Genomic DNA, 23,809 nt, shown 5'->3' on the forward strand with positions numbered 1-23,809 from the left:
GTGTTTTCCAAACATGTAAAAAGTACATACTAATAGCGCATGTACTTTTGGGAGTCTCTATATAATCTAACATTTATATATCTAAACAAGGAAATCTCTTATAAGCTGAATGAATTTTTTATTCTCTTCCTGTTGTGGAGAATGACCGCTGTTTTCAAAAATAACCAGCTGCGCATTCGGGATATTCTTCGCAATTAATTCTGAGCTTTCAACAGGAGTAATCCAATCGTGCCTGCCAACAGTTACTAATGTAGGTACTTTAATATTTTGAAGACTGGGAACAAGATTAAATTTTGGTTTATTATATTTAAAAGCAAAATTATGTGTCTCATAACGATAGTAAATAGAATTTAGCCTTTGTTGAACTGCTTGTTCATCATATTTTACTGTATATAACGGCTGGATAGCAGCAAACATCTCCTTTAATTCTTCGTTTGATCCTACTTCACCCTTAAATAACCTGTTTATACCGTCTTCTGTAATTCCCGGTAAATTGCTCTCTAAGGCTTTATCAATTGATAAATGATCAAATTCATTATTTGCTGAGGTGTCTCTAAGTAATACATGTGTAACATTTTCTGGGTATCTTAATACATACTCAAGAGTGAGAAAACCGCCATAGGAACCACCTAATATAATTATTGGTCCACCAACTAAATGCTTTCTTAATTCTTCTATATCAGCAGTCCATTGTTCATGCGTAAAAGGCGGATTATTTTCAGAACGTCCAGACCCTCTCATATCCAGAAAAACTAAACGATACTTGTCACCCAAAGCAGAAAAAGATTTTATATCGCCCCGGCAGTCACTCAGCCCTGGTGCCCCATGTATAAAAAATATTGTTTCCCCTTCTTCATTTCCATGAACCTCATAATATAATTGATTATCATTAATGGTTATATACATATCTATTCACTCCGTTTTTATTTTTTCACAAATCTTGGATCTAGTGCATCCCTAAGCCCATCACCTAAAAAGTTATATGCTAACACTACTATTGTTATAGCTGCTCCGGGTAAAACACCTAAAATAGGTGCAGTCCAAATATATTGTTGTGAATCCTGAAGCATATTTCCCCAGGTTGGTGTAGGTGGCTGTATTCCCATTCCCAGATAACTTATTGCACTTTCAGTTAAAATGGCCGCTGCAATGGTTAAAGTTCCTGAAACGATAATAGAAGGTATAATTTGTGGAATAATGTACTTCGTAAGAATCCTGATAGAAGTAGCTCCTGAAGCATTTGCAGCTTCTACAAATTCATATTCCTTCCATTTTAATGTCTCTCCATAAACTACCCGCGCTATCTCCATCCAGCCTGATAATGCAATAACAATAACTACCATAACAGGGCTGGTTCCTAGTACTGTTAATGCTACCAGTACAAAAAAGAAATTCGGAATAGCCATCATTGCCTCTGCAAATCTCATCAGGACTGTTTCAACGTATCCTCTGAAAAAGCCCGCGCAGGCTCCTATTATAGTACCAATCAGTAAAGCAAATAGCATAGCAGCTAATCCTACTATTAAAGTAATTCTGCCACCATATAGCATCCTTGAGAACACATCTCGTCCTAAATCATCGGTTCCCATTGGGTGCTGTAGTGACCAATTTGCCAAAGCACCTGCATCCTGTAATCCTGTTGGACTTACTTTCCATACAAGAGGACCAATAAAAACAATAATATGAACTAAAATCAAAAAACAAAGAGATACATAAGCTATTTTATTTCTACTTAATCTTTGAAGCAGAATATTTTTCCTGCTTCTTTTTTTAAGAATATCTTTTTTCTTAACATTTATATTAGTAGATGCATTCATCTTGCTGCCTCCTGCCTGTTTATACATTTTTCACCCTTGGATCAACACGTGAATAAACAATATCTACTATTAGATTACATAAGATAACAACAATAGTAATTACAATTGTAATGCCCATGACCAGCGGATAATCTCTTCCTCTGGCAGCTTCTAGAATCAGTGTACCAATACCCGTCCAGCCAAATATAGCTTCTGTAATTACAGCACCACTTAAAAGTCTTGGAATTAACACACCGATAATCGTAATAATTGGAATTAAAGCATTTCTTAGAGCGTGAATATAGATTACAATCGATTCCTTGGCTCCCTTAGCACGAATTGTCCGGATATAGTTTTGGGAAATAACCTCCAGCATAGAGGAGCGGGTAAATCTGACTATATTCGGTAAAATGGTAGTTGTCAGGATGAGAACCGGCATAATTAAATGTGAAATCCATCCCCATAAATCAAAGTCTGTTCCTCTTGCACCTACTCCTGAAGAGGGCAGCCAGCCCAAATTGATTGAAAATAATAGAATCAACATTAACCCTAACCAGAAAGCTGGAACAGAGAGACCGACTACGCTAAAAAAGTTAATAATATGGTCTGGTACACTTCCTCTTTTTATTGCAGATAGTATACCAACTGGAATACCAATAATAATAGATATAATAATAGTAAAAAATGTCAGCTCAATAGTATATGGCAGTCTTTCTGCGATTCTTTGAACAACAGGTTCATTAGAAGTGAATGAAGTGCCTAAATCGCCAGAAAATGCTCCTTTCAACCAACTTGCATACCTGACAATAACAGGCTGGTCCAATCCTAACTTCTCTACCATAGCCTGTCTTTCCTCTGGAGAAGCATCCATTCTCATCGTACTTGATGGGCCACCAGGAGCTAGATTAATAAGAAAAAATGTAATAACAGTAACAATTAATAATAAAATAATACTTTGTCCGAATCTATTTATTAGAAATTTCAGCAATAAAACTCCCTCCTGACATTGGGACGTTATGAATATATAGAAGTGCGCCCTACAGCGCACTTCTATATATAATTTTATTCTTCTAAATACCATTCATTAATATAATGAAGAGCATCTCCAAAAGATAAGTCTGGAACTCCTTTTAATTTGTCAATGCGTACCTGAGCCTCTTGTGGATACCATAAAAATAAATACGGTAACTCTTCAGCCATTAATTGCTGTGCTTCAATATATATATCTTGCCGTTCTTCTATATCACTGGTTTGTGCGCCTGCATCCAGCAGTTTATCTAACTCCTCATTTTTATATCCAGGTATATTATTCCCGTTTACATTTTTGGAGTGCATATAAGCAGATAAATCAGGATCAGCAGGGTATCTCCACCAGTTTAAAGTCATCTCATAATCTCTCTCAACTACAACCTGCTGAATCATTGTATTCCATTCCATTGCATTTAAATTCACTTTTATTCCTATTTCCTCCAAATATTGCTGTACCATTTGAGAGACTGCTTCCAAATCGCCCTGAATTCCTATTTCGAAATCAATTGTAAATGGTTCTCCATCTTTATCTAAGATTCCATCTCCATCAGAATCCTCCCATCCGGCTTCCTTTAATAGTTCTTTAGCTAGATCTGGATCATACTCGATTCTGGTAACATCTTCTGTATAATATTGCTGCAATGCTGGCGCAATGCCGGAATCAGCTATTGTTGCATAGCCTTTTAAAACGGTATCAATAATAGTTTGCCGGTCAATCGCATGGAGTATTGCTTGTCTAACTTCCTTATTCTGATATTTCTCTATTTCCTGATTTAAAATTAGCCAAAAAAATCTTGTCGTATCCCGGGCATAAACATCTACTCCATCGGCATTTTCTATTTTTTCAATAGCCGCTAAATCATCTAAAGCAAAAATCGATAATTCTCCAGTCAAAATCTGGGCAACATGCGTATTAGCATCTCCAAGTACTTTATATTCCACTTCATCCAGCAGTGCAGTTTCTCCGTAGTAATCCTCATTTCTTTCCAAAACGACACTTTGCCCGGAATTATAATTTTTTAATTTGAAAGCACCCGTTCCTATAGGATTTTCTTTATTAAAAGAGGTCAAATCCCAAGGGTCTTCTCCTTCAAATATATGTTTTGGAAGGATTTCCGTATTAAAACCTAAATATGCAGGAAGAGCAGCGACAGGACTTTCTAATACAAATTTCACAGTATACTCATCTACGATCTCTACCTCATTCAGTTGTCCGAAATAAGAAGAGTTATTCGCTCCTAACTCTTCATTCAGAACAATTTCATTAAAAGTATATGCTACATCATCTGCTGTAAACTTCTCTCCATCGTGCCACAATACATCATCCCGTAAGAAAAAAGTCCACTCTAATTCATCATCTGAGACTTCCCACTCTTCAGCTAAATCTGGAGAAGGAGCAAGATCTTTACCAGGCTTAGTCAAGCTTGAAAATAATACTCTATTTACTACATTTGACTCAGCGTATGCATTAGGATGCCAAGGATTAAAAGTTGGATCCGCAACTATAGGTATCGATACTTTTCCGCCCTTTTGTACATCTTCTTCCTTATCGTTGTTAGCAGTTGAAGTATTATCAGCTCCGTAAGAACAGGCATTCATAAATAACATTCCGATTATTCCAATAATTGTAATAACAATAATCTTTTTATTCACTTTGTTATTCTCCCCTTGACTATAAAATTATTTAGCCCATGTTGCCTCTAATACTCTCAGTACATTTCCACCTGCTACTTTACGGATGTCTTCACGACTATAACCTTTTTTAACTAACCACCTTATAATATTTGGCATACATTCGGCAGGGTTTTCTAATCCTTTTACATATTCTACTTTCTTCAAACCAGGCATTTGCGCACTTTTGATTGATAATTGTCCAGCTAAAAGGTCATGTGTACCTACATGGTCACCGAATAATGTATCTGGACCAAAAGCTACGTGATCAATACCAACTAAATTAGCAACATACTCAAAGTGTTCCATGAATGATTCTATATTGTGTTCAGGGTGGGCTTTAGTGATTGTAGAATGGGGTGCTGCTTCAATACCAATCACGCCTCCTTTTTCGGCACATGCTTTAATAACACTGTCTGGCTTCAAACGCTTCGTATCCCACAATGCTCTTGCTCCAGCATGGTTAATGGTAACTGGCTTTTCACTTTCCTCAATGGTGTCCAGAGAGGTTTGATCTCCCGCATGTGATACATCAATGGTAATACCTAACTTATTCATTCTTCGGACCGCTTGTTTACCAAAAACAGTCAAGCCAGCATCATTTGGTTCTCTCAGTCCGGCTCCTAATTGGTTGGCTTCAGAATACACTATCCCCATTGTCCGAATTCCAAATCCATAAAGTATGTCTAGCCTATCCAACTCATTTTCTATCATTGTCGAAGACTCTAAAGCACCGACAAATGCAATTTTACCTTCTTTTTTCGCCCGATATAAGTCAGAAATTCTCTCTGCTTTAATCAGCAAATCTTGATGAGCTATATCACTATATCGAATTCCAATATCATGAATAACATCTGACCACTTCCATCCTGCCATAGATGTTACCATTGCTGTTCCATCCATAAAATTTTCAAACACGACATCCAGCCCTGATTCACTTAAAGCTTTATAACCTGTCCAATCTCTTCCTTGTCGTCTGAATTCAAAAAAATCTAATAAGTTTTCCGGCATAATAAATGTATGCTCATGCATAGAAACAATATAATCTTCTTCTAATATTTGTTGTACTTGTTCCTCTTCATCTTCTGACAAAGAATATACATATGGAGTAACACGATCATTTTGTTTAGAAAGCTTGTACTCTTTATAATCGACTCCGGCTTCTAAATACTGAAAAGATGTATAACCATCATATACCTTCTTTTTTCCTTGCCCTAACTTTGTTGACATTTTAACCTCTCCTTATTGAAATATTTTTATAGAAGTGTTCAAATCCTGATGGAACTTATTGTCATTAAGATGGGAATTTTCTGATAAATAAAGCTATTTTTAGCCTATATATTTTTACCTTGTAATGCTTTTTCCCCTGCTTAACATTTGACAGTACTGTCTATCACTTTTTGAACACATAACTATCCTTTTTATTTATAAGTTTGACACAACATCTTTTAATGACTGGTCAGCCCCAAGCGGAAAATGGCATGAAACATAATGTCCATTTCGAACTTCTTGCATTTTTGGAACTTCTAATTGACATTTTTCTGTAGCTAAGGGACATCTTGTCCGAAAATGACAGCCTGATGGTGGATTTGCAGGAGATGGAACCTCTCCTTTAAGAACAATTCTCTCTTTCCGTAAGCTAACATCAACATCAGGTACTGTTGATAATAAAGCAGCTGTATAGGGATGTGCAGGTGTATCAAATATATTATCTGTTTCCGAAATTTCTACAATTCTTCCTAAATACATTACACCTACACGATCAGAGATATGCCGCACAACATTTAATCCATGCGCAATAAATAGCATAGTCAGACCGAGATCTTTTTTTAAATCCATTAGTAAATTGATGATTTGTGATTGAACGGATACATCCAAAGCAGATACTGGTTCATCTGCAACAACAAAATCCGGATTTAAAGCTAGGGCTCTTGCAATACCTACACGCTGCCTTTGCCCGCCTGACAATTCATGTGGATAGCTGTTATATTTTTCTGAGTCAAGACCTACCAGCTCCAACATTTTTTTTATTTCACTCAATTTGTCTATTTCCCTATCCGTTTTGTGTATTTCATACATCTCCCCAATAATCTCTCCGATAGTAAATCTGGGGTTCAAGGAACCAAAAGGGTCTTGGTATATAATCTGCATTTCCTTACGAAGTCTTCTTAATTCACGATTGTTATATTTCAATATATCCTTATCTTTGAAAAACACTTGTCCTTCAGTTGGCTCTTGTAAACGCAGAATATTTTTTCCCAGTGTTGATTTCCCACAGCCTGATTCTCCAACTAAACCTAATGTTTCCCCTTGAAAGATTTCCAGTGAAACATCATCAATTGCTTTCACAACTTTTTTATTATTAGCAGCAACGAAGCTGTTGCCATTTTTAATGACAAAGTATTTTTTTAAATTTTCGATTTTTAGCAGAGGGGGATTCATTGAAACACCTCCGTATCTTTTTGATTCTTTACGTGATCGTGAAGTACATTATCTATATTCCAGCAAGCAACCTGGCGATCTTTAAAATTCTCTAATACTGGCTCCTGGTTCATGCACTGCTCCGTAGCGAATGGGCATCTTGGTGAAAAACGACATCCAGATGGAACATTTGATAAACTAGGTATTGATCCTGAAATGGAATTAAGTTTCACTCCCCTTTCACCTGTCATTTTAGGGACAGATTCTAACAAACCTCTTGAGTAAGGATGAATCGGATTTTCAAAAAAATCTTCAGCACTTGAAACTTCCATTATTTTACCTGCATACATAATAATTACTTTGTCAGCCATTTCAGCAGCTACTCCAATATCATGTGTAATAAGCATGATAGACATTTTTTTCTCTTTTTTTAACTTACGCAGTAAGTCTAAAATTTGGGCTTCTATTGTAACATCGAGTGCTGTAGTAGGCTCATCAGCAATTAATAGTTGGGGATTTGAAGCTAAAGCTATAGCAATCATTACCCTCTGTCTCATACCACCCGATAATTCGTAAGGATATTGCTTTAATCTTGTCCTTGGATCTGAAATTCCTACTAATTGAATCAATTCTTCTGCCTGCTTATATGCATCTTTTTTCTTTACAGATTGATGAAAACGTATAGCTTCAACAATTTGTCTGCCTATTGTAAATACTGGATTTAAAGCTGTTAAAGGTTCTTGAAATATCATTGATATTTTTGAACCCCTTATTTTTCTCATTTCATAATTATTTTTTTCTACAATATTCTCACCATTAAATAAAATATCTCCATCAATAATCTTGCCGTTTTCATATTCTATTAATCTCATAATGCTCATCGATGTAACACTCTTCCCACTGCCTGATTCTCCAACAATACAGACTGTTTCTCCTCTGTCAATATCAAAAGAAACTCCATCAACCGCTTTCACAAATGTATTTTTTCCTTGGTAACCTGTTACTAAATTCTTAACCTCCAATATTTTGTCCAAATTACCCCTCCTCACTTTATTCGTTTCGTTTTGAAGGTAAATAGATTTTATCTAATATTAAGTTTATTTCCTGTTGATACTTTTTTGGAATCTCTACAATCTCTTCAGATTTAATTTTTGTTAATCTATAGCTTGGTCCAGCAACAGAAAGTGAACCGATAACATTCTTCTTCATATCAAATAATGGAATCGCCACAGCCGATACTTCATCAAATGTTTCATTAGCAGTAAATAACCAGCCTTGTAATTTGATTTTGTCTATATTATTAATAAATTTCTCTATAGCACCATTTTGTTTCTTCTTGGTTGTTTTCCATTGATTAAATATCTTCTTTTGTACAGATACAGGTAAATAAGCTAAAATAATTTTATGTGATGCGCCTATATATAAAGGGCTTCTTCTTCCGACTGTTTCAGAAAACCTTACATTCTGATTCGACTCAATAATTTTGGTATACACCCCCTCTTCATTATCGAGAATGGTTAAAACAACACTTTCCCCGGTTTCTTCAGAAATCTTTTTCATAATTGGCTCTAATACATTAGAAATGTTTAAATTTTCTTCTACCACTTGGCTTAGCTCTATAAATTTAATTCCTAATTGATATTTTTTTGTTTCCTCATCGTAAATTAAATATCCATTTTGTTCGAATGTAACTAAGAGTCGATAAATAATTGTATGACTTATTCCCAAATGTCTCGCAAGCTCTCTAAGCCCCCATGTCGGTTTTTCAATTGTAAATGCGTTAAGTACTGATAAAGCTTTATTTAACGTTTTTGAAGTCATTTTATCCCGCCTTCACTACGGTTCTATTTTAGAACCGCTGTATCTATATTTGTTTAAATGAAATAGTATCACTTAAATAAAGTAAAGTAAATATATTTTTTAAAAAATTCTAATTTTATCAATTAATTATGGCTTAACAAAAAAAGTTATTAAACCATTGTTGAATACAATGATCTAATAACCTTGAAATAAATTGCTTCTTATACTATTTCTTTATGAATTTCATCTTATTGGTAAGACAAAATTAAAACATATTCTTTTCTAATATGTCTTTTAAATAAATTATGGAAACGCTTATAAAAGTTCTTATAACCAGCCGGATCGTGATGAAGTAATATTGATAATATTAATTATAATGTAAAGCAAAATTTAACTGAAGGAATTCTTTCCCTTCTATTTATTGAATATTTTGTGAACCATTTCACAAGTTCATTATTCTGTAACATGTGAAACAAATCACAAACAAGGTATTATATATTATAATAAAGGTAAATAAAGGGAGGGGTTTTCATGAAAAAGAAAGATGCTATTGCACTCATTGCAGCTTTTTTAGTTCTTATTATTATTTTAATCTTACCTAATCCTGATTCATTGCCTTTGGTGGGACACAGAGCGCTTGCTGTCTTAGCTTTTGCTGTTGTTTTATGGGTTACAGAAGCGGTTTCTTATCCTGTCAGTGCGGTAATGATAGTCAGTTTATTGGCTGTCCTGATCGGAATATCCCCCACTCTCGAAGACCCGGGAATAATTTATGGAACGAGTCAGGGGCTTGGGATGGCAGTAGAAGGATTTAGTTCTTCTGCCGTATTGCTTGTCGGGGGAGCACTTGTTTTGGCAACGGCTATGGAAATTACCGGGCTTCATAAAAGAATAGCGCTGTATATTATGTCGAAGGTCGGAACAAAGCCTGATGCGCTCGTTTTAGGAACGATTATTGTCAGTTTTGTACTTGCATTGTTCGTGCCAAGTGCCACCGCCCGTGCAGGTACACTTGTACCTATCTTGTTAGGAATTGTTGCTGCATTTGGATTAGCAAAGCAAAGTAAACTGGCAGCATTATTAATGATTACTGCTGTACAATCTATTTCCATTTGGAATATTGGTATAAAAACAGCAGCCGCACAAAATATGGTTGCTCTGGGATTTATGGAATCTGCATTTGGAATTAATGTGACATGGGGAGAATGGTTTCTCTATGCTGCTCCCTGGGCTTTTATTATGTCTATTGTGCTTTATGTTGTTATGGTCAACCTGATAAAGCCGAATATGTCGGAAATGCCAAAAGGAATAAGTATCGGCAAGCAGCTGAATGAGCTTGGAAAAATGAGCAGTAAAGAATGGCGTTTGGTTATTATTGCCGGATTATTATTATTATTCTGGTCTACTGAAGGCATTTTGCATCCTTTAGATTCTACTACGGTTACCATTGTTGCGGTTGCAATTATGCTGACACTAGTTATTGGCATCTTTGCCTGGAAAGAAGTACAGACCAAGGTTCCTTGGGGTACATTGATTGTATTTGCAACGGGAATTTCATTAGGGATTGTTCTGTTAGCAACGGAGGGAGCTACCTGGCTTTCTTCTAATTCATTTGAAATACTTGGTGTGTCTTCCCTGCCTCTGGTTGGTATGATCGCAGTACTTGCTTTATTTAATATTCTGATTCACTTGGGCTTTGCCAGTGCCACCAGCTTAGCATCAGCCTTTATCCCGATTGTTATTGCTTTAGTCGGATCTATGGAGCCGGCAGCCTTTAATGGTCCGGGGCTTGTCCTGATTATGCAGTTTGTTATCAGCTTCGGCTTCTTGTTACCGGTCAGCGCTCCGCAAAATATGCTGGCATATGGTACCGGAACATTTACTTTAAAACAATTTATTAAATCCGGCTTGCCACTTACTGTGATCGGCTACCTGCTTGTTATCCTGTTTAGTGAAACCTATTGGCAGTGGGTTGAATTGTTATAATTAGTGTAAAAGCGATATAAAAGAGATTAAAACTGCTCTTTTACATCTTTTTTCATTTTTTATTTGAATAATTTAAATTTGCATAGGAAAGATAAGTAAGAATATATCAACAGATAAAAGGAGACCAACCATTTATGTATTTCTATAAAGAAGATTTAATCAACATGATTGTTCCAGATAAACCCGACCCGCATGCAGCAAGAGTACTTCAAGAAGCGTTAGGCGGACAATTTGGAGAAATGAGAACTCTGATGCAATTCTCTTTTCAAAGTGCTAACTTCAGAGGGAAAGCCAAGCCTTATCGTGATCTTATCAGAGGGATATTTATAGAAGAATTAAGTCATGTGGAGCTTGTCCAATCCACCATTAACCAGTTATTAAATGATTCTGGAGAGAATATGCCAGGTAATCAGGCATCTGATGGTGCTCCACTGGATGATGTCATTCAGACCGGGGTGAATCCGCATCACTATATTATGGGAGCAAAGGCATCCCTGCCTGTAGATGCTGCTGGTAATCCGTGGAACGGAAGCTGGGTTTACGATCACGGGAACCTGGTTGCGAATTTATTAAATAATGTTGTATTAGAATCAACTGGCGTCCTGCAAAAATCAAGAATTTACGAAATGAGCAGCAACAAGGCTTTAAGAGAGACCATTGCTTTTCTGATTGTTCGTGATAACGCCCATCAAAATGCGTTTGCAAAAGCATTGGAAACATTAGGAGTAGATTGGGGCAAGATATTCCCAGTTCCAAATTATGATTTAAATAAGTACCCGGAATGCCGTAAATATGTTGAAATGGGCTTCCATAATGCTCAATTTAATTTTAGACTGGATGATACACAAATAGGAGAAATATTCCAGGGAACGACCCCAAGCAGAAATGGCGGCGAATTACATGTTACAGAGCCGCCTAAGGGATATCCAGTACCTACTATGCCAGATATGCCAAATGAACATGCGCCGGGCATACATGATTTAAATAATTAATGGTCAGTTACTTATTACATTCACAAAAAGAAAAATGCCTTTATCGGTGTTTTTCTTTTTTTATATTCTTCACAAGTTATATTAACTGCATAAACTCATCACTCAATCAATATGCTGTCTGATACGAACTCTTCACAAGACCTGCCGCCCAATATTTTTCCGCTAATATGCTATAATACTTCATGTAGTTTTAGAAAAGAAAGGGATTTTAATTTTGATTGTTTTATTAACGATGCTTGTTATCGGAATGCTACTTGGGTTTATCGGGGCTGGGGGCGCCGGTTTTATTATTGCCATGCTGAGTGAAGTCTTTGATGTTCCGATACATACAGCACTCGGGACATCCCTGGCAGCAATGGTTTTCACATCGTTATCCGGCACAATCAGCCATCTGAGAGAAAGAAATACGATGTTAAAAATAGGACTGGCAACGGGATTGTTTGGCGGAATTGGTGCCTTTTTTGGATCAAGGCTGGCAGTTTTCATTCCTGAAAGTGATTTAAAATGGTTTACAGCCGGAATGCTTTTTTTATCCGCAATTTTGCTTTGGATTCGTGTCACAGTCGGCTTCGGCAGTTTTGCTACGCAAGCATTTGCAGAGAAAAATCGCTCTTCAAGAAGCAGATTTTGGATGACGGCTGGCGGTATTGGGATTGTGACTGGTTTATTATCTGGTGTCTTCGGTATCGGGTCTACCCCATTTATTCAAATCGGTTTGCTTGTTTTCTTCGGTTTATCGCTTCAACTATCCGCAGGTACAACGATGCTCGTTATTATACCAATCGCATTAGTTGGCGGTATCGGTTATTATACTGTAGGATTTCTCGATCTAAAATTATTTGCAGAGGTCGTTGCAGGAACGATTGTTGGTTCTTATATCGGCGCTAAATTTACAACTCGGTTACATCCGATGGTATTAAAAATCGCCATGGTTGCTGTACCAATGCTCGGCGGGATTATTTTATTGCTTTAGTCTGCCAATACAGAAAAATAAAAAGGATATACCATTCCCCTATCAAAAGGCAGTGGTATACGTCGTCTTTTGACAGGGGCATAGCTATGTAATTCTAAACTGATTTCAAGCCGTTTGTTTTTACCCTGTACATCCACATGGCTTGCAGACTTCCTTCATATATCAGATAACCAGCCTGGATAAGCGAACGGATCCGGTACTCAATCCATAAATCTGAAAAGAATTGATCAGACTTCGTTAATACGCCTCCAACTACTCTTGCTGCATTGATAAAGGTCGCTTCCTCTCCTTCTTGTTCCACACTTTTTATATATTCTATAATCAAGGTATCATCTCTTGTTTCTAATTCATCTATGATTTCCCCTTGCTTCCAGGAACGTACCAAACTGCCACGCTGAAGCAATTCTTCTCCCTCCTGCTCGAAAGTTTGCCGCATTTCTTTTGTTATGTATGAATATGAATGATTATAAAAATGGATTAGCTGTTTCGCATTACAATCACCCGTGGAAAGAATAGCAACTTCTATTTCTTTACCCCTCATATATTCCTGCATTGCGTCAGCGGTATTTACTACCCTCAGCTCCACATCTTTACCATTTAATAAATAGCAGCTGATTCGAAGGCCAATTTGCTCCGAGGTATTTTCACAGGTCCAAATGGTCAGTTTATCGCCATCTTTTATTTCTCCTAATTGCTCCAGCGCTTCTTGATAATCAGATTGATCTGCATGAAAGTTCTGCACCTCCTGAAAACAAGAAGCTTTCCAGGCAAAATGATCCTTGATGCCACAAGGCTGATGAATATTAGTAATTGGCCCTACTGAAAAATCAATTGGAAAGCTGATAATTTGATGATTTTTCTTACGGAATGCGTGCTTTAAAATGCCGGCTGCTGCACTTCCAAATATAAAGTGTTTCATATAATCAATCCTCCGCTAAGATCATTTTATCACAATGCACCATGCTTGATGGATAAGCAACTACATCTTCCCTATTGAATAAAAATTCATAGTATAAGCAACCTTAATAACACATTTTACATAATAACAGCTTTTCTTTCTTTATTTCTATCATTTCAGCCAAGCGGACTCCTTCCTCAAAAATTTCATCGGATTTTAGGTGGGAGGTTTTAATACTTCATCCATGCAGATGTAAATGGCGCTGCAAATATTATGCGAAAAGTTTTCAAAGATGCGTCTCATCACAGCTTTTCCAATATCGGGGCTTTACGAAACCCGGTAACTTTGGTTGTAAGATAAAAGTAGTCTTAGGAGGCAAAGACCAATGGGATAGCGGGGTTGGGTGTTTTCAGCACACCGATGTGTCCACTCCACTGGAGGTTAATCGTCATCTTGAAAGTCGACACCCCAGAAACCCCCACTTCCAATTTCAATAGAAATGAAGTGGCGGGAGTATTCATGAGGACGATTATTTTATTACTGAAGCATCTTTAGTTTTATCAGAAGCCAATATGCAAGACATCATTGAAATTGACGCAGCCGTTTCTTAGGTAGACGATTTAAAAACGGAAAATTATATTAAACACTTAGAGGGACTTGGACTGGAAATGGAATAGTTATGTTACTCATGTAGAAGTTTCTAATTTCTCTCTGCCTATAGGAGTTTTTAAAAATGAATACTTGAGAAGTCAGACTGACTTCTCAAGTATTATCAGAGTCTTACCATTGACCTGGATCAACTTTCTATTTTGTTAAAAGTAAAAATAACAGATTCTCTACAGAAATTTAACTTATGATAATGAACATGATTTTATAAATATGCCCGTAAAGATTTTTATACTTTCTCTCATAACAATAAAGGTGCTTTACCGTAACAAATTATATTATTATCCGTGAAATTCCCTTTTTTTACTACACCCCACGTTTATTTCCCCAAACTAACGCATGCACCTGCGGCAGAACACGAACCCGATTCAACACTGTAGATGCCACTACTTCATTAATTAGCCATTCATACTTATTTAATAAATGCCGGGATAATTGCTGCGGCTCTGCTTCCTCTAAATCATCATTTCCTACCTGCATGAAAAAAGCAAGCTCCGGATAGCGCTGATGTACTTTTTCAGCATAATGAAGATCTTCTTTATCAAAAATTACAACCTTTAAGCTGGTATGTTTTAATCGTTCATTTGCTTTAAGTTGATGGATGATATCATCAAGCTTCTCCCAGTTTGTTTTCATATTAGAGCTTGGCGGTTTTGGAGAAATGGTCAGATCATCAATTTTTATAAACCAATCCTGATAACTACTCCCCTGTGTTTCCAGGGCGACCTCGATATTATTTTTCTGTAGCAAATCGATCAGGTTATCAATAGCAGATAACAAAGCTGGATTCCCGCCTGAAATCGTCACATGATCAAATTGATTGCCGCCTATTTCTTTCAGCCGCTGCCAAATCTCTTCACTCGTCATCTGAACAATATCTTCTTTGGCGCTTCCATCCCATGTAAATGAGGAATCGCACCATGCACATCGATAATCACATCCAGCTGTCCTTACAAACATCGTTTTACGTCCCACTACCATTCCTTCCCCTTGGATCGTAGGTCCGAATATCTCTAAAACAGGTATTTTACGCATGATAAATCCACTCCCGTCTGGCCTCAGCATAACTCGTCGGCGTTTCAAACAGCCGGACAAGTTCTACTTTACAATCGTTAGGCAGGTCACGGATTGCTTCTTCCATTTGTTCAAAAATCCAGACGACCATATTTTCTGCAGTTGTATTCATTTTTGGTAATGTTTCATTTAAATAACGATGATCTAAAAATACTTCAATCTTGTCCTTCCAAATCTTTTTTATATCGGAGAAATCAATAACTAAGCCGATTTCATCAACAAAACCGCTGATACCGAATATAACTTTATAGGTATGCCCGTGAAGATTTTTACACTTTCCCTCATAACAATGAAGATGGTGTGCCGCATCGAATGTAAATTCTTTACTTACCATTACTCGTTTTTGATGGTAGGCTAAATGCTCTCTTTGAATATCTTCATCCAGTTTTTGCAGTTCTTCAACAATACGAAACCCGAACATTATTGATTCACCTCCTGCCTTCTTGCCAGATATTGATCTAACCCTCGCTGGCGCAATTGGCATGCCGGACACTCTCCGCACCCGGCCCCTCTTATTCCGTTATAGCAGGTTAGTGTTCTCTCTCTGATATAATCGAAGACTTGCAGCCCGTCCGCCATTTCCCATGTTTCTGCTTTGTCCAGCCACATTAATGGAGTGTGAATAACAAAATCTTCGTCCATTGACAAATTTAATGTGACATTTAAAGACTTAGTAAAGATATCACGGCAATCCGGATATCCGCTAAAATCTGTCTCACATACACCGGTAATAATATGCTTTGCATTGATTTGCTTAGCTAAAATTGCTGCAAATGAAAGAAACAGTAAATTTCTTCCCGGGACAAATGTATTTGGTAATTTTCCTTCCTCTTCGGCATTTTCCACTTCTATATCCGCCCTTGTCAGAGCATTAGGAGCTAATTGATTCAGTAATGACATATCCAGGATATGATGTCTCAACCCTTGCTCTTCAGCAATTTCCCTGGCGACTTCAATCTCCAGGCTATGACGTTGATTGTAATCAAAGGTCACTAATTCCACATGCTCGAACTTTTCTAATGCCCAAAATAAGCAGGTAGTGCTATCCTGGCCACCGCTAAATACAACTACTGCGCGCTTATTATTTTTTCCCATAAAAAAATCCCCTTTCCAATCTGAAAAAGAGAATCCTATACACCCAGAAAATATAAAAAACCATACCTAAGGCTCGGTATGGTTATCCTTAGTTTTTTATAGAGGGTGTTAGCTAGAACCTCTTCTACTTCGTTTCGTAGATTTTATTAATGTTGATTACAAATGGCAGTATAACATATTTTTCCTGATGATGTTACCATTTTTACAAATGTTGAATTATTTTTCAACAGCTAATACAGTCTTACAGCGAATGATATCTGTTCTTTCGGGCATAGCAAATGCTCCCTTTATCATCTGAGAGAATTTTAATTATTTCTCTGTTCACAATAAAGGGAGTATATATTACCTATGACAATACAAATATTTTTGTTTCAATCAAAAGTATATGTTATTTTTTCTCACGAATACCCATAAGTGTATTCGCTCCAGTAGGCCAATTCTCTTTTGGCAATCTAGGAAATTGATTAATCCGCACATCAACTGTATCTGGAAACGGCGCAGGGCGCCCTGATATCTGGTCCATTCCCATTACCATCTGTTCACTGGTTGCCACAGTCGTATTTTCTTCATTTTTCATTTCAAACCAAAGATGCATACGCTTTTCATCCTTGTTCAAAACAGTAACATTTGTATGCAGTTCTTCATTTTCATGTGCTTCTTTTAAATATTTAATATGCGCTTCCAGGGTAAATATAGTATAAGCGTTTGCTTTTCTTCCTTCTTCATCGAGTCCAATTTCATCCATCAAGGCATCCAGGCTGCGGCTGAAAATCAAAGCATAATATGCATCATTCAAATGGCCATTATAATCTACCCATTCGGGCAATACACGGCCCTTCCATATTTGCTTACTTTCTATCATAGGAAAGCAGCCTTTCTGCCGGCCAGAAACCTTCTTCCTCTAAAAGCCCCATCAGTTTAATCAAGAAGCGGTCACGACGATGCTCCAGATCTTCAATTGGTACATCTCCGCTTTGCTCTGCAGTTCCTGAAATAACTTTTTCACTTAATTCTTCGGTCAATTCTGGGGCTACCAAGCGAGTCCACGGAAGCTTCAAAGCAGGACCAAACTGTTCAAGCATGTGCTTCATACCGTCTTTACCACCAGCTAAATGAAGTGTCAAAAATGGTCCCATCAAAGCCCAGCGCAGACCAGGTCCATACACAATCGCCTTATCCACTTCTTCAGTTGTGGCAACGCCATCGTTGACAATATGAAGACCTTCACGCCAAATTGCTTCCATAAGCCGGTCACCAATATGACCATCAATTTCGCCTTTCATCACAAGCGGCTTCATATTCATGCTTTCATACATTTTTTCTGCTTTTTCCATGTAACTTCTTTCTGTTTGTTTGCCTCCAGCTATTTCTACCAGCGGTATTAAGTAAACTGGATTAAATGGATGTGCAACAATAACGCGTTCTGGATGGTGAGCACAGTCCTCCTGCAGTACTGAAGGCATATAACCGGAGGTACTGGATGCAATAATCGCTGTTGGTTTAGCTGCGGCATCGACTTGTACCAATACCTTTTTCTTCAACGCTTCCTGTTCTGGGACGTTTTCTTGTATCAAATCAGCTTCTTTTACAGCTTCTTCTAAGGTGTCATAAAAGCTGAGATTTTCCTTCGCTGCTTCATCACTTATTCCAAATTCTTCTAATGTTGTCCAAATTTCATCTATCATTTTTTCTGTTTTTTCTTTCGCGCCAGGAGCCGGATCAAAAGCATTGACTTTATGACCGCTTGCTAAAAAGCGGGCAATCCAGCCATTGCCGATAACTCCAGTTCCTAAAACTGCCATTGTTTTTTGTGCCATAGTTCACCTCTTAAGAATTAAATGTTTTCAGATTCAAATGCTCTCTCGCTTCTGCCGCTGTCATCGGCTCAAGTTTCACACTGTTTAAAATATTGACAGCTTGATCTACCAGCTGTTCATTTGTACCAAGTACACCTTTTTCTAAATATAGATTGTCTTCTAATCCAACACGGACATTCCCGCCAAGCAAAGCAGCCTGTGCAACAATCGGCAGCTGCATGCGGCCAATACCGAACGCCGACCAGTGGGATCCCCCGACAATACGTCTTTTCATATATTCGATTGTTTCTGAATCAGCATCAGCGCCCCATGGAATCCCAAGACAAAACTGATACATCGGTGTTCCTTCCACCAGCCCTTCAGAAATTAGTTGGTTGGCAAGGCGGATATGACCTGTATCAAATACTTCCATTTCGGCTTTTACACCACTTTCTTTAATCAGCTCGGCATGCTCGCGAAGCCAGTCTTCCGGTCCTAAATAAACCTGGTTACCAAAGTTCAGGCTGCCGCAATCCAATGTTGTGAGCTCCGGAAGCAATTTACCGACAGGCTCATGCCGCTCCTTCGGGGTCTGGATATCTGTCCCTGGCCCTCCTTGTGTCGGATTTTGAAGGTCAGGAACAAAATCTCCGCCCCCGCCAGCAGTAATATTAATAATCACATCTGTATCGGATTCACGAATTCGTTCTACAGTCTCTTTAAAAAGCTCTACATCGTGACTGAGCTTACCAGTCTTTGGGTCACGAACATGAATATGTGCAATTGCAGCACCTGCTTTTGCTGATTCAATAGCAGATTCCGCAATTTCTTTTGGTGTAACCGGGACATGTCTGCTTTTTTTTGTTGTATCTCCTGCACCAGTCAGTGCCGCAGTGATGATTCGTTTATTTTTCATTTTGCGCTTCCTCCTTCTTGTTCTGAGGAGACGATGGGTACATGGTTAAAAATCTCGCCACTTTCAAAAAATGCAACAAGATTATCAATCCAATTATAATAAGCATTCCATTCATCCAATTCCTGCTGTAATCTCTCCATTCGAACCTTTACATCTTTAGAAGAATCCTCCGTCAAGAAAGTTTCTAAATGACGAATTTGTTCTCTGAGACGGCGTTCTAAACTAGTATTACGTTTTACAACCTCTGACCAGTTACTTGTAAATAAGGAAATAAACGTCTGGGCATAGTCCCGTTCCACATTGTAATGATCCTTACGGCTGCTTTTAACGTATTCTTTCTCAGCGATATTAAGTGAAATCATCTGTCTCATGACTTGGCTCATTCTTGTTTTACTCATACCTGTTTCATCAGCCAATGAATCTAATGTCATCGCCTCTCGGTTCATATAAATAATGCCAAGCAAACGGCCGACTGTTGAAGATACGCCGAAAGTTTCCATATTATCCGCAATTCGATCTGTGAGAAGATCCTCGCAGGATTTAATTTCTTGAAGCAATTGATCGTTTGAAAATGATGCCATCGTCAAGCCCCCTTTTTCCTGTATATGTGCCACTTTAACATGAATCAAACAAAAATGAAAAAAGCAGATACTGTAGAAAACAGTCGTAAAATAAAGAAATTCTAAGATAAACCCTTCTGTATACTTTGTAAAGTTTAAATTGCACAGATTTTACGGTTTAAATCGCTATTTTCGGATTTTCATTTTTACCTGACTGTTTATTATACTGAGTAAGTCGGAAAGTTAGTTTTTTAACGGAATAAGCAATGGAGGTGCTTTGGATGCTAGAGTTTAAAGAAGTAACAAAACAGTTCGAAGGGAACGACTATCCTTCTGTTCATAAACTGAACCTAAAAATAGAACGTGGAGAGTTTGTCGTTTTTATTGGACCAAGCGGCTGTGGAAAAACAACAACAATGAAAATGATTAATAGGTTAATTGAGCCTTCCAGCGGAGAAATTCTTGTGGACGGAGTAAATGTTCTCAAGCAGAATGCTGTCCAGCTGCGACGATCCATTGGATATGTTATTCAGCAAATCGGATTAATGCCCCATATGACTGTAGGAGAAAATATATCTCTTGTAGGATCCCTTTTAAAATGGAATAAGGAAAAACAACAGAAACGGGCAAAAGAACTTATTTCTTTAGTTGACCTTCCAGAGGAATATTTAAATCGTTATCCTCATGAACTAAGCGGTGGACAGCAGCAGCGAATTGGTGTGCTGAGAGCTTTGGCTGTGAATCCTCCATTAATTTTAATGGACGAACCTTTTGGGGCACTAGACCCAATTACCCGTGACAGTTTACAGGAAGAGTTTAAAAAGCTTCAAAGGGAAATGGATAAAACAATCGTTTTTGTAACGCATGATATGGATGAAGCAATAAAACTCGCTGATAAGATCGTTATTATGAATAAGGGGGAAATCGTTCAAGCCGGTACCCCAGATGATATTCTGCGTCATCCAGCTAACGAATTTGTAGAAGACTTTATTGGAAAAGACCGGTTATTAGAAAGTCGCCCGGAGATAACACGGGTCGAACAGATTATGAATCCGAATCCAATTACGATAGAAGAAGAAAGCAGTCTGAAAGAAGCGATTCAGAAAATGCATGCAAAGCGTGTGGACTCTCTGCTTGTAGTTGATGAGTCAGGAATTTTAAAAGGCTACGTCGATATCGAAATGATCGATTCAAATTATAAAAAGAAAAACCAGGTCTATGAAGTAATGGATACTGCAAAATATGCCGTTGATAAAAACAGCCTGCTCCGGGATACGATGTATCGTATGCTTCGCCGTGGCAGCAGTTACGTACCAGTTGTGACAGATAATAATAAGCTGGCGGGAATTGTAACAAGAGCAACACTTGCAGATATGGTATACAACACCATCTGGGGTGATGAAACAGCAGAAGGCAGTGCAATTGAATAATAAAGGAGGCAGCAGAGCATGCAGACAATGATGGATACACTCTCATCATATGGATGGGATTTGTTAGATAAAACGGGAGAGCATTTATACATCTCTATCGCCGCTATTGTTTTAGGCGTACTGGTTGCTGTACCGCTGGGGATTTTACTGACACGGATACCAAGTAAAGCAGCAGACCGGTTTATATCTTTCGTAGGAATTTTGCAAACCGTCCCGAGTTTAGCTATTTTAGCTTTTTTAATGCCTTTTCTGGGCGTAGGCGTTGTACCTGCGATTATTGCTTTGTTTATTTATTCTGTACTCCCCATACTTAGAAATACGTACACCGGTGTTATGGAAGTAAATACAAGTTTAAAAGAAGCAGGAAAAGGCATGGGAATGAGTACCTTTGAGATTATTCGAAAAGTTGAACTGCCGCTGGCTTTACCTGTCATTATGTCCGGCATACGATTTGCAACAGTTTACCTGATTGGCTGGGCCACACTGGCAGCATTTATCGGCGGCGGCGGTTTAGGTGATCTCATTTTCGATGGTCTGAATCTGTATAAACCTGAACTTATTGTTCTCGGTACGGTTCCGGCAACGATTTTAGCTTTAATTGCTAATGGGTTATTATCACTCCTTGAAAAAGGATTAACGCCTAAAGCCTTGATAAAGTGAAACTTTATTCAGTGAGGTTTTTCTTAGCATTTCCCACTGACGTAAGGAACAAAGGCTAAGTTCGCGACATCGTGTCGCAACGCCTTTGTGACCTACATCCTGTAGCCCCGAACCAATCGGGCCGTTACTGGCTGTTTGATCTCCCACCTAGAAATTTCGAGTTTTCTCTATGTTAGGAGTGGGAGTCTTACAGCCAGTTACACTGTGAGAAAAACTGTATAAAAAGGAAGGATAATATATGAAGAAATTATTGCTGGTTCCCCTTCTTTCGGCACTTCTCCTTTCAGGATGCGCACTGCCTGGTCTCAGCGGTCCTTCAGAAAGTACCGTTCGAATTGCAACCTTAGATACGGTAGAATCCGAAATATGGGGCAATATTCTATCTCAGATGATCGAGCACTATACTGATTTAGATACGGAGTTAGTAACAAATTTAGGATCAACTATGGTCCTGCACCAAGCAATGATGCAGGATGAAGTAGATATTACCGCTACCAGATATACCGGCACAGATATTGCAGGTGTCTTAAATTATGAAGATATTACAGACCCTGAGGAAGCAATGGAAATTGTACAGCGGGAATTTGACGAAAAATTTAACCAGACATGGGGCGACTCCTACGGTTTTGAAAACAGTTATACCATTTCCGTTACACAGGAATTTGCAGATGAAAATGGAATTACACACGTAGATGATCTAAAGCCCTTCGCTGATGATATGAATTTTGGAGTGGATAACGCATGGGTAAATCGTTCAGGTGACGGCTATGAAGCTTTTACAGAGACACACTTTGCTTTTGGTAATGTTTATCCAATGGCAATTGGTCTCGTGTATGAAGCTGCTGCATCTGGGAATATGGATGCGGTACTTGGCTATTCCTCAGACGGAAGAATTGCCGCTTACGATTTAAAAGTACTGGACGATGACTTCTTCCCTCCTTATGATGCTTCTCCTGTAGCAAGAAATGAAATCCTGGAGAAAAATCCAGAGATTAAAGAAGTAATGGACAAGCTGAGCGACACAGTAACAACAGAAGATATGCAGGAAATGAACTACCAAGGTGACGTGGAATTAGTCAGCCCGGCAGCCATTGCCCGCGACTTCCTGGAAGAAAACAACTACTTCGAAGATAAGGAGGGCAAATAATGAGCATCTGGGAACAATTTACAACATACGTATCTCAAAATGGTTTTTACATTTGGACAGAATTTTACCGTCACTTTTTAATGGCTGCCTACGGTGTTCTTTTCGCTTCCATTGTTTCCATCCCAATTGGTGTTTTGATTGCCAGATATGGTAAGCTGAGCGGATGGGTGCTGACACTTGGAAGCATCATTCAAACCATTCCTGTATTAGGATTTATGGCTATTACCATGGTTGCGATGGGACTTGGAACAACAACCGTCATTACAACCGTTTTTTTCTATTCCCTATTGCCCATCATTCAAAATACCTATGTTGGAATAACCGGGGTCGACCAAACAGTGAAGGAAGCTGCTTATGCTTCTGGAATGACACGATTCCAACTGTTGTTCAAAGTAGAATTACCTCTAGCAGTCAGCGTTATGATGGCAGGAATCCGTACAGCACTTGTTGTCGGCATCGGTGTTGTAGCAATCGGAACGTTTGTTGGCGCAGGAGGTCTCGGCTCCATCATTGTACGAGGTACAAATGCAACGGATGGAACAGCTATTATTTTAGCAGGTGCTGTCCCTACAGCCTTGATGGCAATTGCAGCAGATTTAATTATGGGCAAAATCGAAAGAATGTTAAATCCGGTAAAGAATTAAGATAAGTAAAATGATAGGACCCTTTTAGTTAATATATAATTAGTTTTATTAATTATTAGACAGATACGAAAAATACCACCTGCTTAGTAAAATAAGCAAGTGGTATTTTGTTGTTTTAAATTATTCACTCCCCCTCTACGAGAAATTATCTTGTCAAAACTTAAAATTCTTTTACAATTATTGAATTAATTTGGAAAGCAATTATAATGAATATAATATATTAAAGTGTATATTTACTTTATATTCAAAATAATT

23 protein-coding genes and 1 riboswitch are annotated in these 23,809 nt (G+C 38.0%); of the genes, 7 read left to right on the forward strand and 16 right to left on the reverse strand.

The features are described 5' to 3' along the window. Positions 1 to 81: 81 nt before the first annotated feature. The 8 genes from MKY30_RS19370 to MKY30_RS19405 form a co-directional block, all read right to left on the reverse strand. The gene (locus MKY30_RS19370) at positions 82 to 906 is read right to left on the reverse strand and encodes an alpha/beta fold hydrolase (protein ID WP_147210502.1); all 825 of its coding nucleotides are present in this window, start codon (positions 904 to 906) and stop codon (positions 82 to 84) included. A gap of 17 nt (positions 907 to 923) precedes the next feature. Further along, a complete protein-coding gene (locus MKY30_RS19375) occupies positions 924 to 1,817 on the reverse strand; it encodes an ABC transporter permease (protein ID WP_339282263.1) in 894 nt (297 codons plus the stop codon). A 19-nt stretch (positions 1,818 to 1,836) separates the two neighbouring features. Next, a complete protein-coding gene (locus MKY30_RS19380) occupies positions 1,837 to 2,784 on the reverse strand; it encodes an ABC transporter permease (RefSeq protein WP_147210500.1) in 948 nt (315 codons plus the stop codon). Between the two features lie 74 nt (positions 2,785 to 2,858). Further along, positions 2,859 to 4,478, reverse strand: a complete 1,620-nt coding sequence (locus MKY30_RS19385) for an ABC transporter substrate-binding protein (protein ID WP_246145128.1) — start codon at positions 4,476 to 4,478, stop codon at positions 2,859 to 2,861. A gap of 27 nt (positions 4,479 to 4,505) precedes the next feature. Then, positions 4,506 to 5,726 (reverse strand): dipeptidase, encoded by a 1,221-nt coding sequence (locus MKY30_RS19390; protein WP_147210499.1) that lies wholly within the window; start codon positions 5,724 to 5,726, stop codon positions 4,506 to 4,508. A 195-nt stretch (positions 5,727 to 5,921) separates the two neighbouring features. Beyond that, the gene (locus MKY30_RS19395) at positions 5,922 to 6,938 is read right to left on the reverse strand and encodes an oligopeptide/dipeptide ABC transporter ATP-binding protein (RefSeq protein WP_156987507.1); all 1,017 of its coding nucleotides are present in this window, start codon (positions 6,936 to 6,938) and stop codon (positions 5,922 to 5,924) included. After that, positions 6,935 to 7,951 (reverse strand): ABC transporter ATP-binding protein, encoded by a 1,017-nt coding sequence (locus tag MKY30_RS19400; RefSeq protein WP_147210497.1) that lies wholly within the window; start codon positions 7,949 to 7,951, stop codon positions 6,935 to 6,937. Before MKY30_RS19400 ends, MKY30_RS19395 begins: the two co-directional genes overlap by 4 nt. A 16-nt stretch (positions 7,952 to 7,967) precedes the next feature. Continuing rightward, a complete protein-coding gene (locus MKY30_RS19405) occupies positions 7,968 to 8,738 on the reverse strand; it encodes an IclR family transcriptional regulator (RefSeq protein ID WP_147210496.1) in 771 nt (256 codons plus the stop codon). A 510-nt stretch (positions 8,739 to 9,248) separates the two neighbouring features. Between MKY30_RS19405 and MKY30_RS19410 the strand changes: the two genes are divergently transcribed. From MKY30_RS19410 to MKY30_RS19420, 3 genes are all read left to right on the forward strand, one after another. Beyond that, positions 9,249 to 10,703: a DASS family sodium-coupled anion symporter gene (locus MKY30_RS19410; protein WP_341085130.1), complete on the forward strand. Its 1,455-nt coding sequence runs from the start codon at positions 9,249 to 9,251 to the stop codon at positions 10,701 to 10,703. 134 nt (positions 10,704 to 10,837) lie between these two features. Further along, positions 10,838 to 11,695: a manganese catalase family protein gene (locus MKY30_RS19415; protein WP_147210494.1), complete on the forward strand. Its 858-nt coding sequence runs from the start codon at positions 10,838 to 10,840 to the stop codon at positions 11,693 to 11,695. A 232-nt stretch (positions 11,696 to 11,927) separates the two neighbouring features. Further along, positions 11,928 to 12,668 (forward strand): sulfite exporter TauE/SafE family protein, encoded by a 741-nt coding sequence (locus MKY30_RS19420; RefSeq protein ID WP_341085662.1) that lies wholly within the window; start codon positions 11,928 to 11,930, stop codon positions 12,666 to 12,668. A gap of 94 nt (positions 12,669 to 12,762) precedes the next feature. Here the strand turns inward: MKY30_RS19420 and MKY30_RS19425 are convergent, their stop codons facing one another. The 8 genes from MKY30_RS19425 to MKY30_RS19460 form a co-directional block, all read right to left on the reverse strand. Further along, on the reverse strand, positions 12,763 to 13,587 hold the full coding sequence (locus MKY30_RS19425; RefSeq protein ID WP_341085132.1) for a DUF1835 domain-containing protein: 825 nt from the start codon (positions 13,585 to 13,587) through the stop codon (positions 12,763 to 12,765). A 951-nt stretch (positions 13,588 to 14,538) separates the two neighbouring features. Beyond that, positions 14,539 to 15,267, reverse strand: coding sequence for a 7-carboxy-7-deazaguanine synthase QueE (queE, locus tag MKY30_RS19430; protein WP_341085133.1), 729 nt, complete (start codon positions 15,265 to 15,267; stop codon positions 14,539 to 14,541). After that, on the reverse strand, positions 15,260 to 15,727 hold the full coding sequence (gene queD / locus MKY30_RS19435) for a 6-carboxytetrahydropterin synthase QueD (protein ID WP_156987516.1): 468 nt from the start codon (positions 15,725 to 15,727) through the stop codon (positions 15,260 to 15,262). The genes queE and queD overlap by 8 nt, the downstream gene beginning before the upstream one ends. Further along, a complete protein-coding gene (queC, locus tag MKY30_RS19440) occupies positions 15,727 to 16,401 on the reverse strand; it encodes a 7-cyano-7-deazaguanine synthase QueC (protein ID WP_147210490.1) in 675 nt (224 codons plus the stop codon). The genes queD and queC overlap by 1 nt, the downstream gene beginning before the upstream one ends. A gap of 82 nt (positions 16,402 to 16,483) precedes the next feature. Beyond that, positions 16,484 to 16,529: riboswitch (PreQ1 riboswitch) on the reverse strand. Between the two features lie 260 nt (positions 16,530 to 16,789). Further along, positions 16,790 to 17,263 carry a thioesterase family protein gene (locus MKY30_RS19445; protein ID WP_339282268.1) on the reverse strand — a complete coding sequence of 158 codons (474 nt, stop codon included), beginning with the start codon at positions 17,261 to 17,263 and terminating at the stop codon, positions 16,790 to 16,792. Then, complete coding sequence (locus tag MKY30_RS19450; RefSeq protein ID WP_339282269.1) at positions 17,250 to 18,218, reverse strand: 3-hydroxyacyl-CoA dehydrogenase NAD-binding domain-containing protein; 969 nt, start codon at positions 18,216 to 18,218, stop codon at positions 17,250 to 17,252. Before MKY30_RS19450 ends, MKY30_RS19445 begins: the two co-directional genes overlap by 14 nt. Before the next feature lie 10 nt (positions 18,219 to 18,228). Continuing rightward, positions 18,229 to 19,113 carry a BKACE family enzyme gene (locus MKY30_RS19455; protein ID WP_147210487.1) on the reverse strand — a complete coding sequence of 295 codons (885 nt, stop codon included), beginning with the start codon at positions 19,111 to 19,113 and terminating at the stop codon, positions 18,229 to 18,231. Continuing rightward, a complete protein-coding gene (locus MKY30_RS19460) occupies positions 19,110 to 19,694 on the reverse strand; it encodes a GbsR/MarR family transcriptional regulator (RefSeq protein WP_341085134.1) in 585 nt (194 codons plus the stop codon). The genes MKY30_RS19455 and MKY30_RS19460 overlap by 4 nt, the downstream gene beginning before the upstream one ends. A gap of 260 nt (positions 19,695 to 19,954) precedes the next feature. Between MKY30_RS19460 and MKY30_RS19465 the strand changes: the two genes are divergently transcribed. From MKY30_RS19465 to MKY30_RS19480, 4 genes are all read left to right on the forward strand, one after another. Further along, positions 19,955 to 21,103 (forward strand): betaine/proline/choline family ABC transporter ATP-binding protein, encoded by a 1,149-nt coding sequence (locus MKY30_RS19465; protein WP_341085135.1) that lies wholly within the window; start codon positions 19,955 to 19,957, stop codon positions 21,101 to 21,103. Positions 21,104 to 21,121: 18 nt separating this feature from the next. Next, positions 21,122 to 21,763: an ABC transporter permease gene (locus tag MKY30_RS19470; protein WP_156987526.1), complete on the forward strand. Its 642-nt coding sequence runs from the start codon at positions 21,122 to 21,124 to the stop codon at positions 21,761 to 21,763. 238 nt (positions 21,764 to 22,001) lie between these two features. Continuing rightward, on the forward strand, positions 22,002 to 22,910 hold the full coding sequence (locus MKY30_RS19475; RefSeq protein ID WP_341085136.1) for an osmoprotectant ABC transporter substrate-binding protein: 909 nt from the start codon (positions 22,002 to 22,004) through the stop codon (positions 22,908 to 22,910). After that, positions 22,910 to 23,554: an ABC transporter permease gene (locus MKY30_RS19480; protein WP_077601435.1), complete on the forward strand. Its 645-nt coding sequence runs from the start codon at positions 22,910 to 22,912 to the stop codon at positions 23,552 to 23,554. Before MKY30_RS19475 ends, MKY30_RS19480 begins: the two co-directional genes overlap by 1 nt. Positions 23,555 to 23,809: the final 255 nt, after the last annotated feature.

The sequence above is a fragment of the Oceanobacillus sp. FSL W8-0428 genome (genome assembly GCF_038004405.1).
GTDB classification, from domain to species: Bacteria; Bacillota; Bacilli; order Bacillales; family Amphibacillaceae; genus Oceanobacillus; species Oceanobacillus sojae.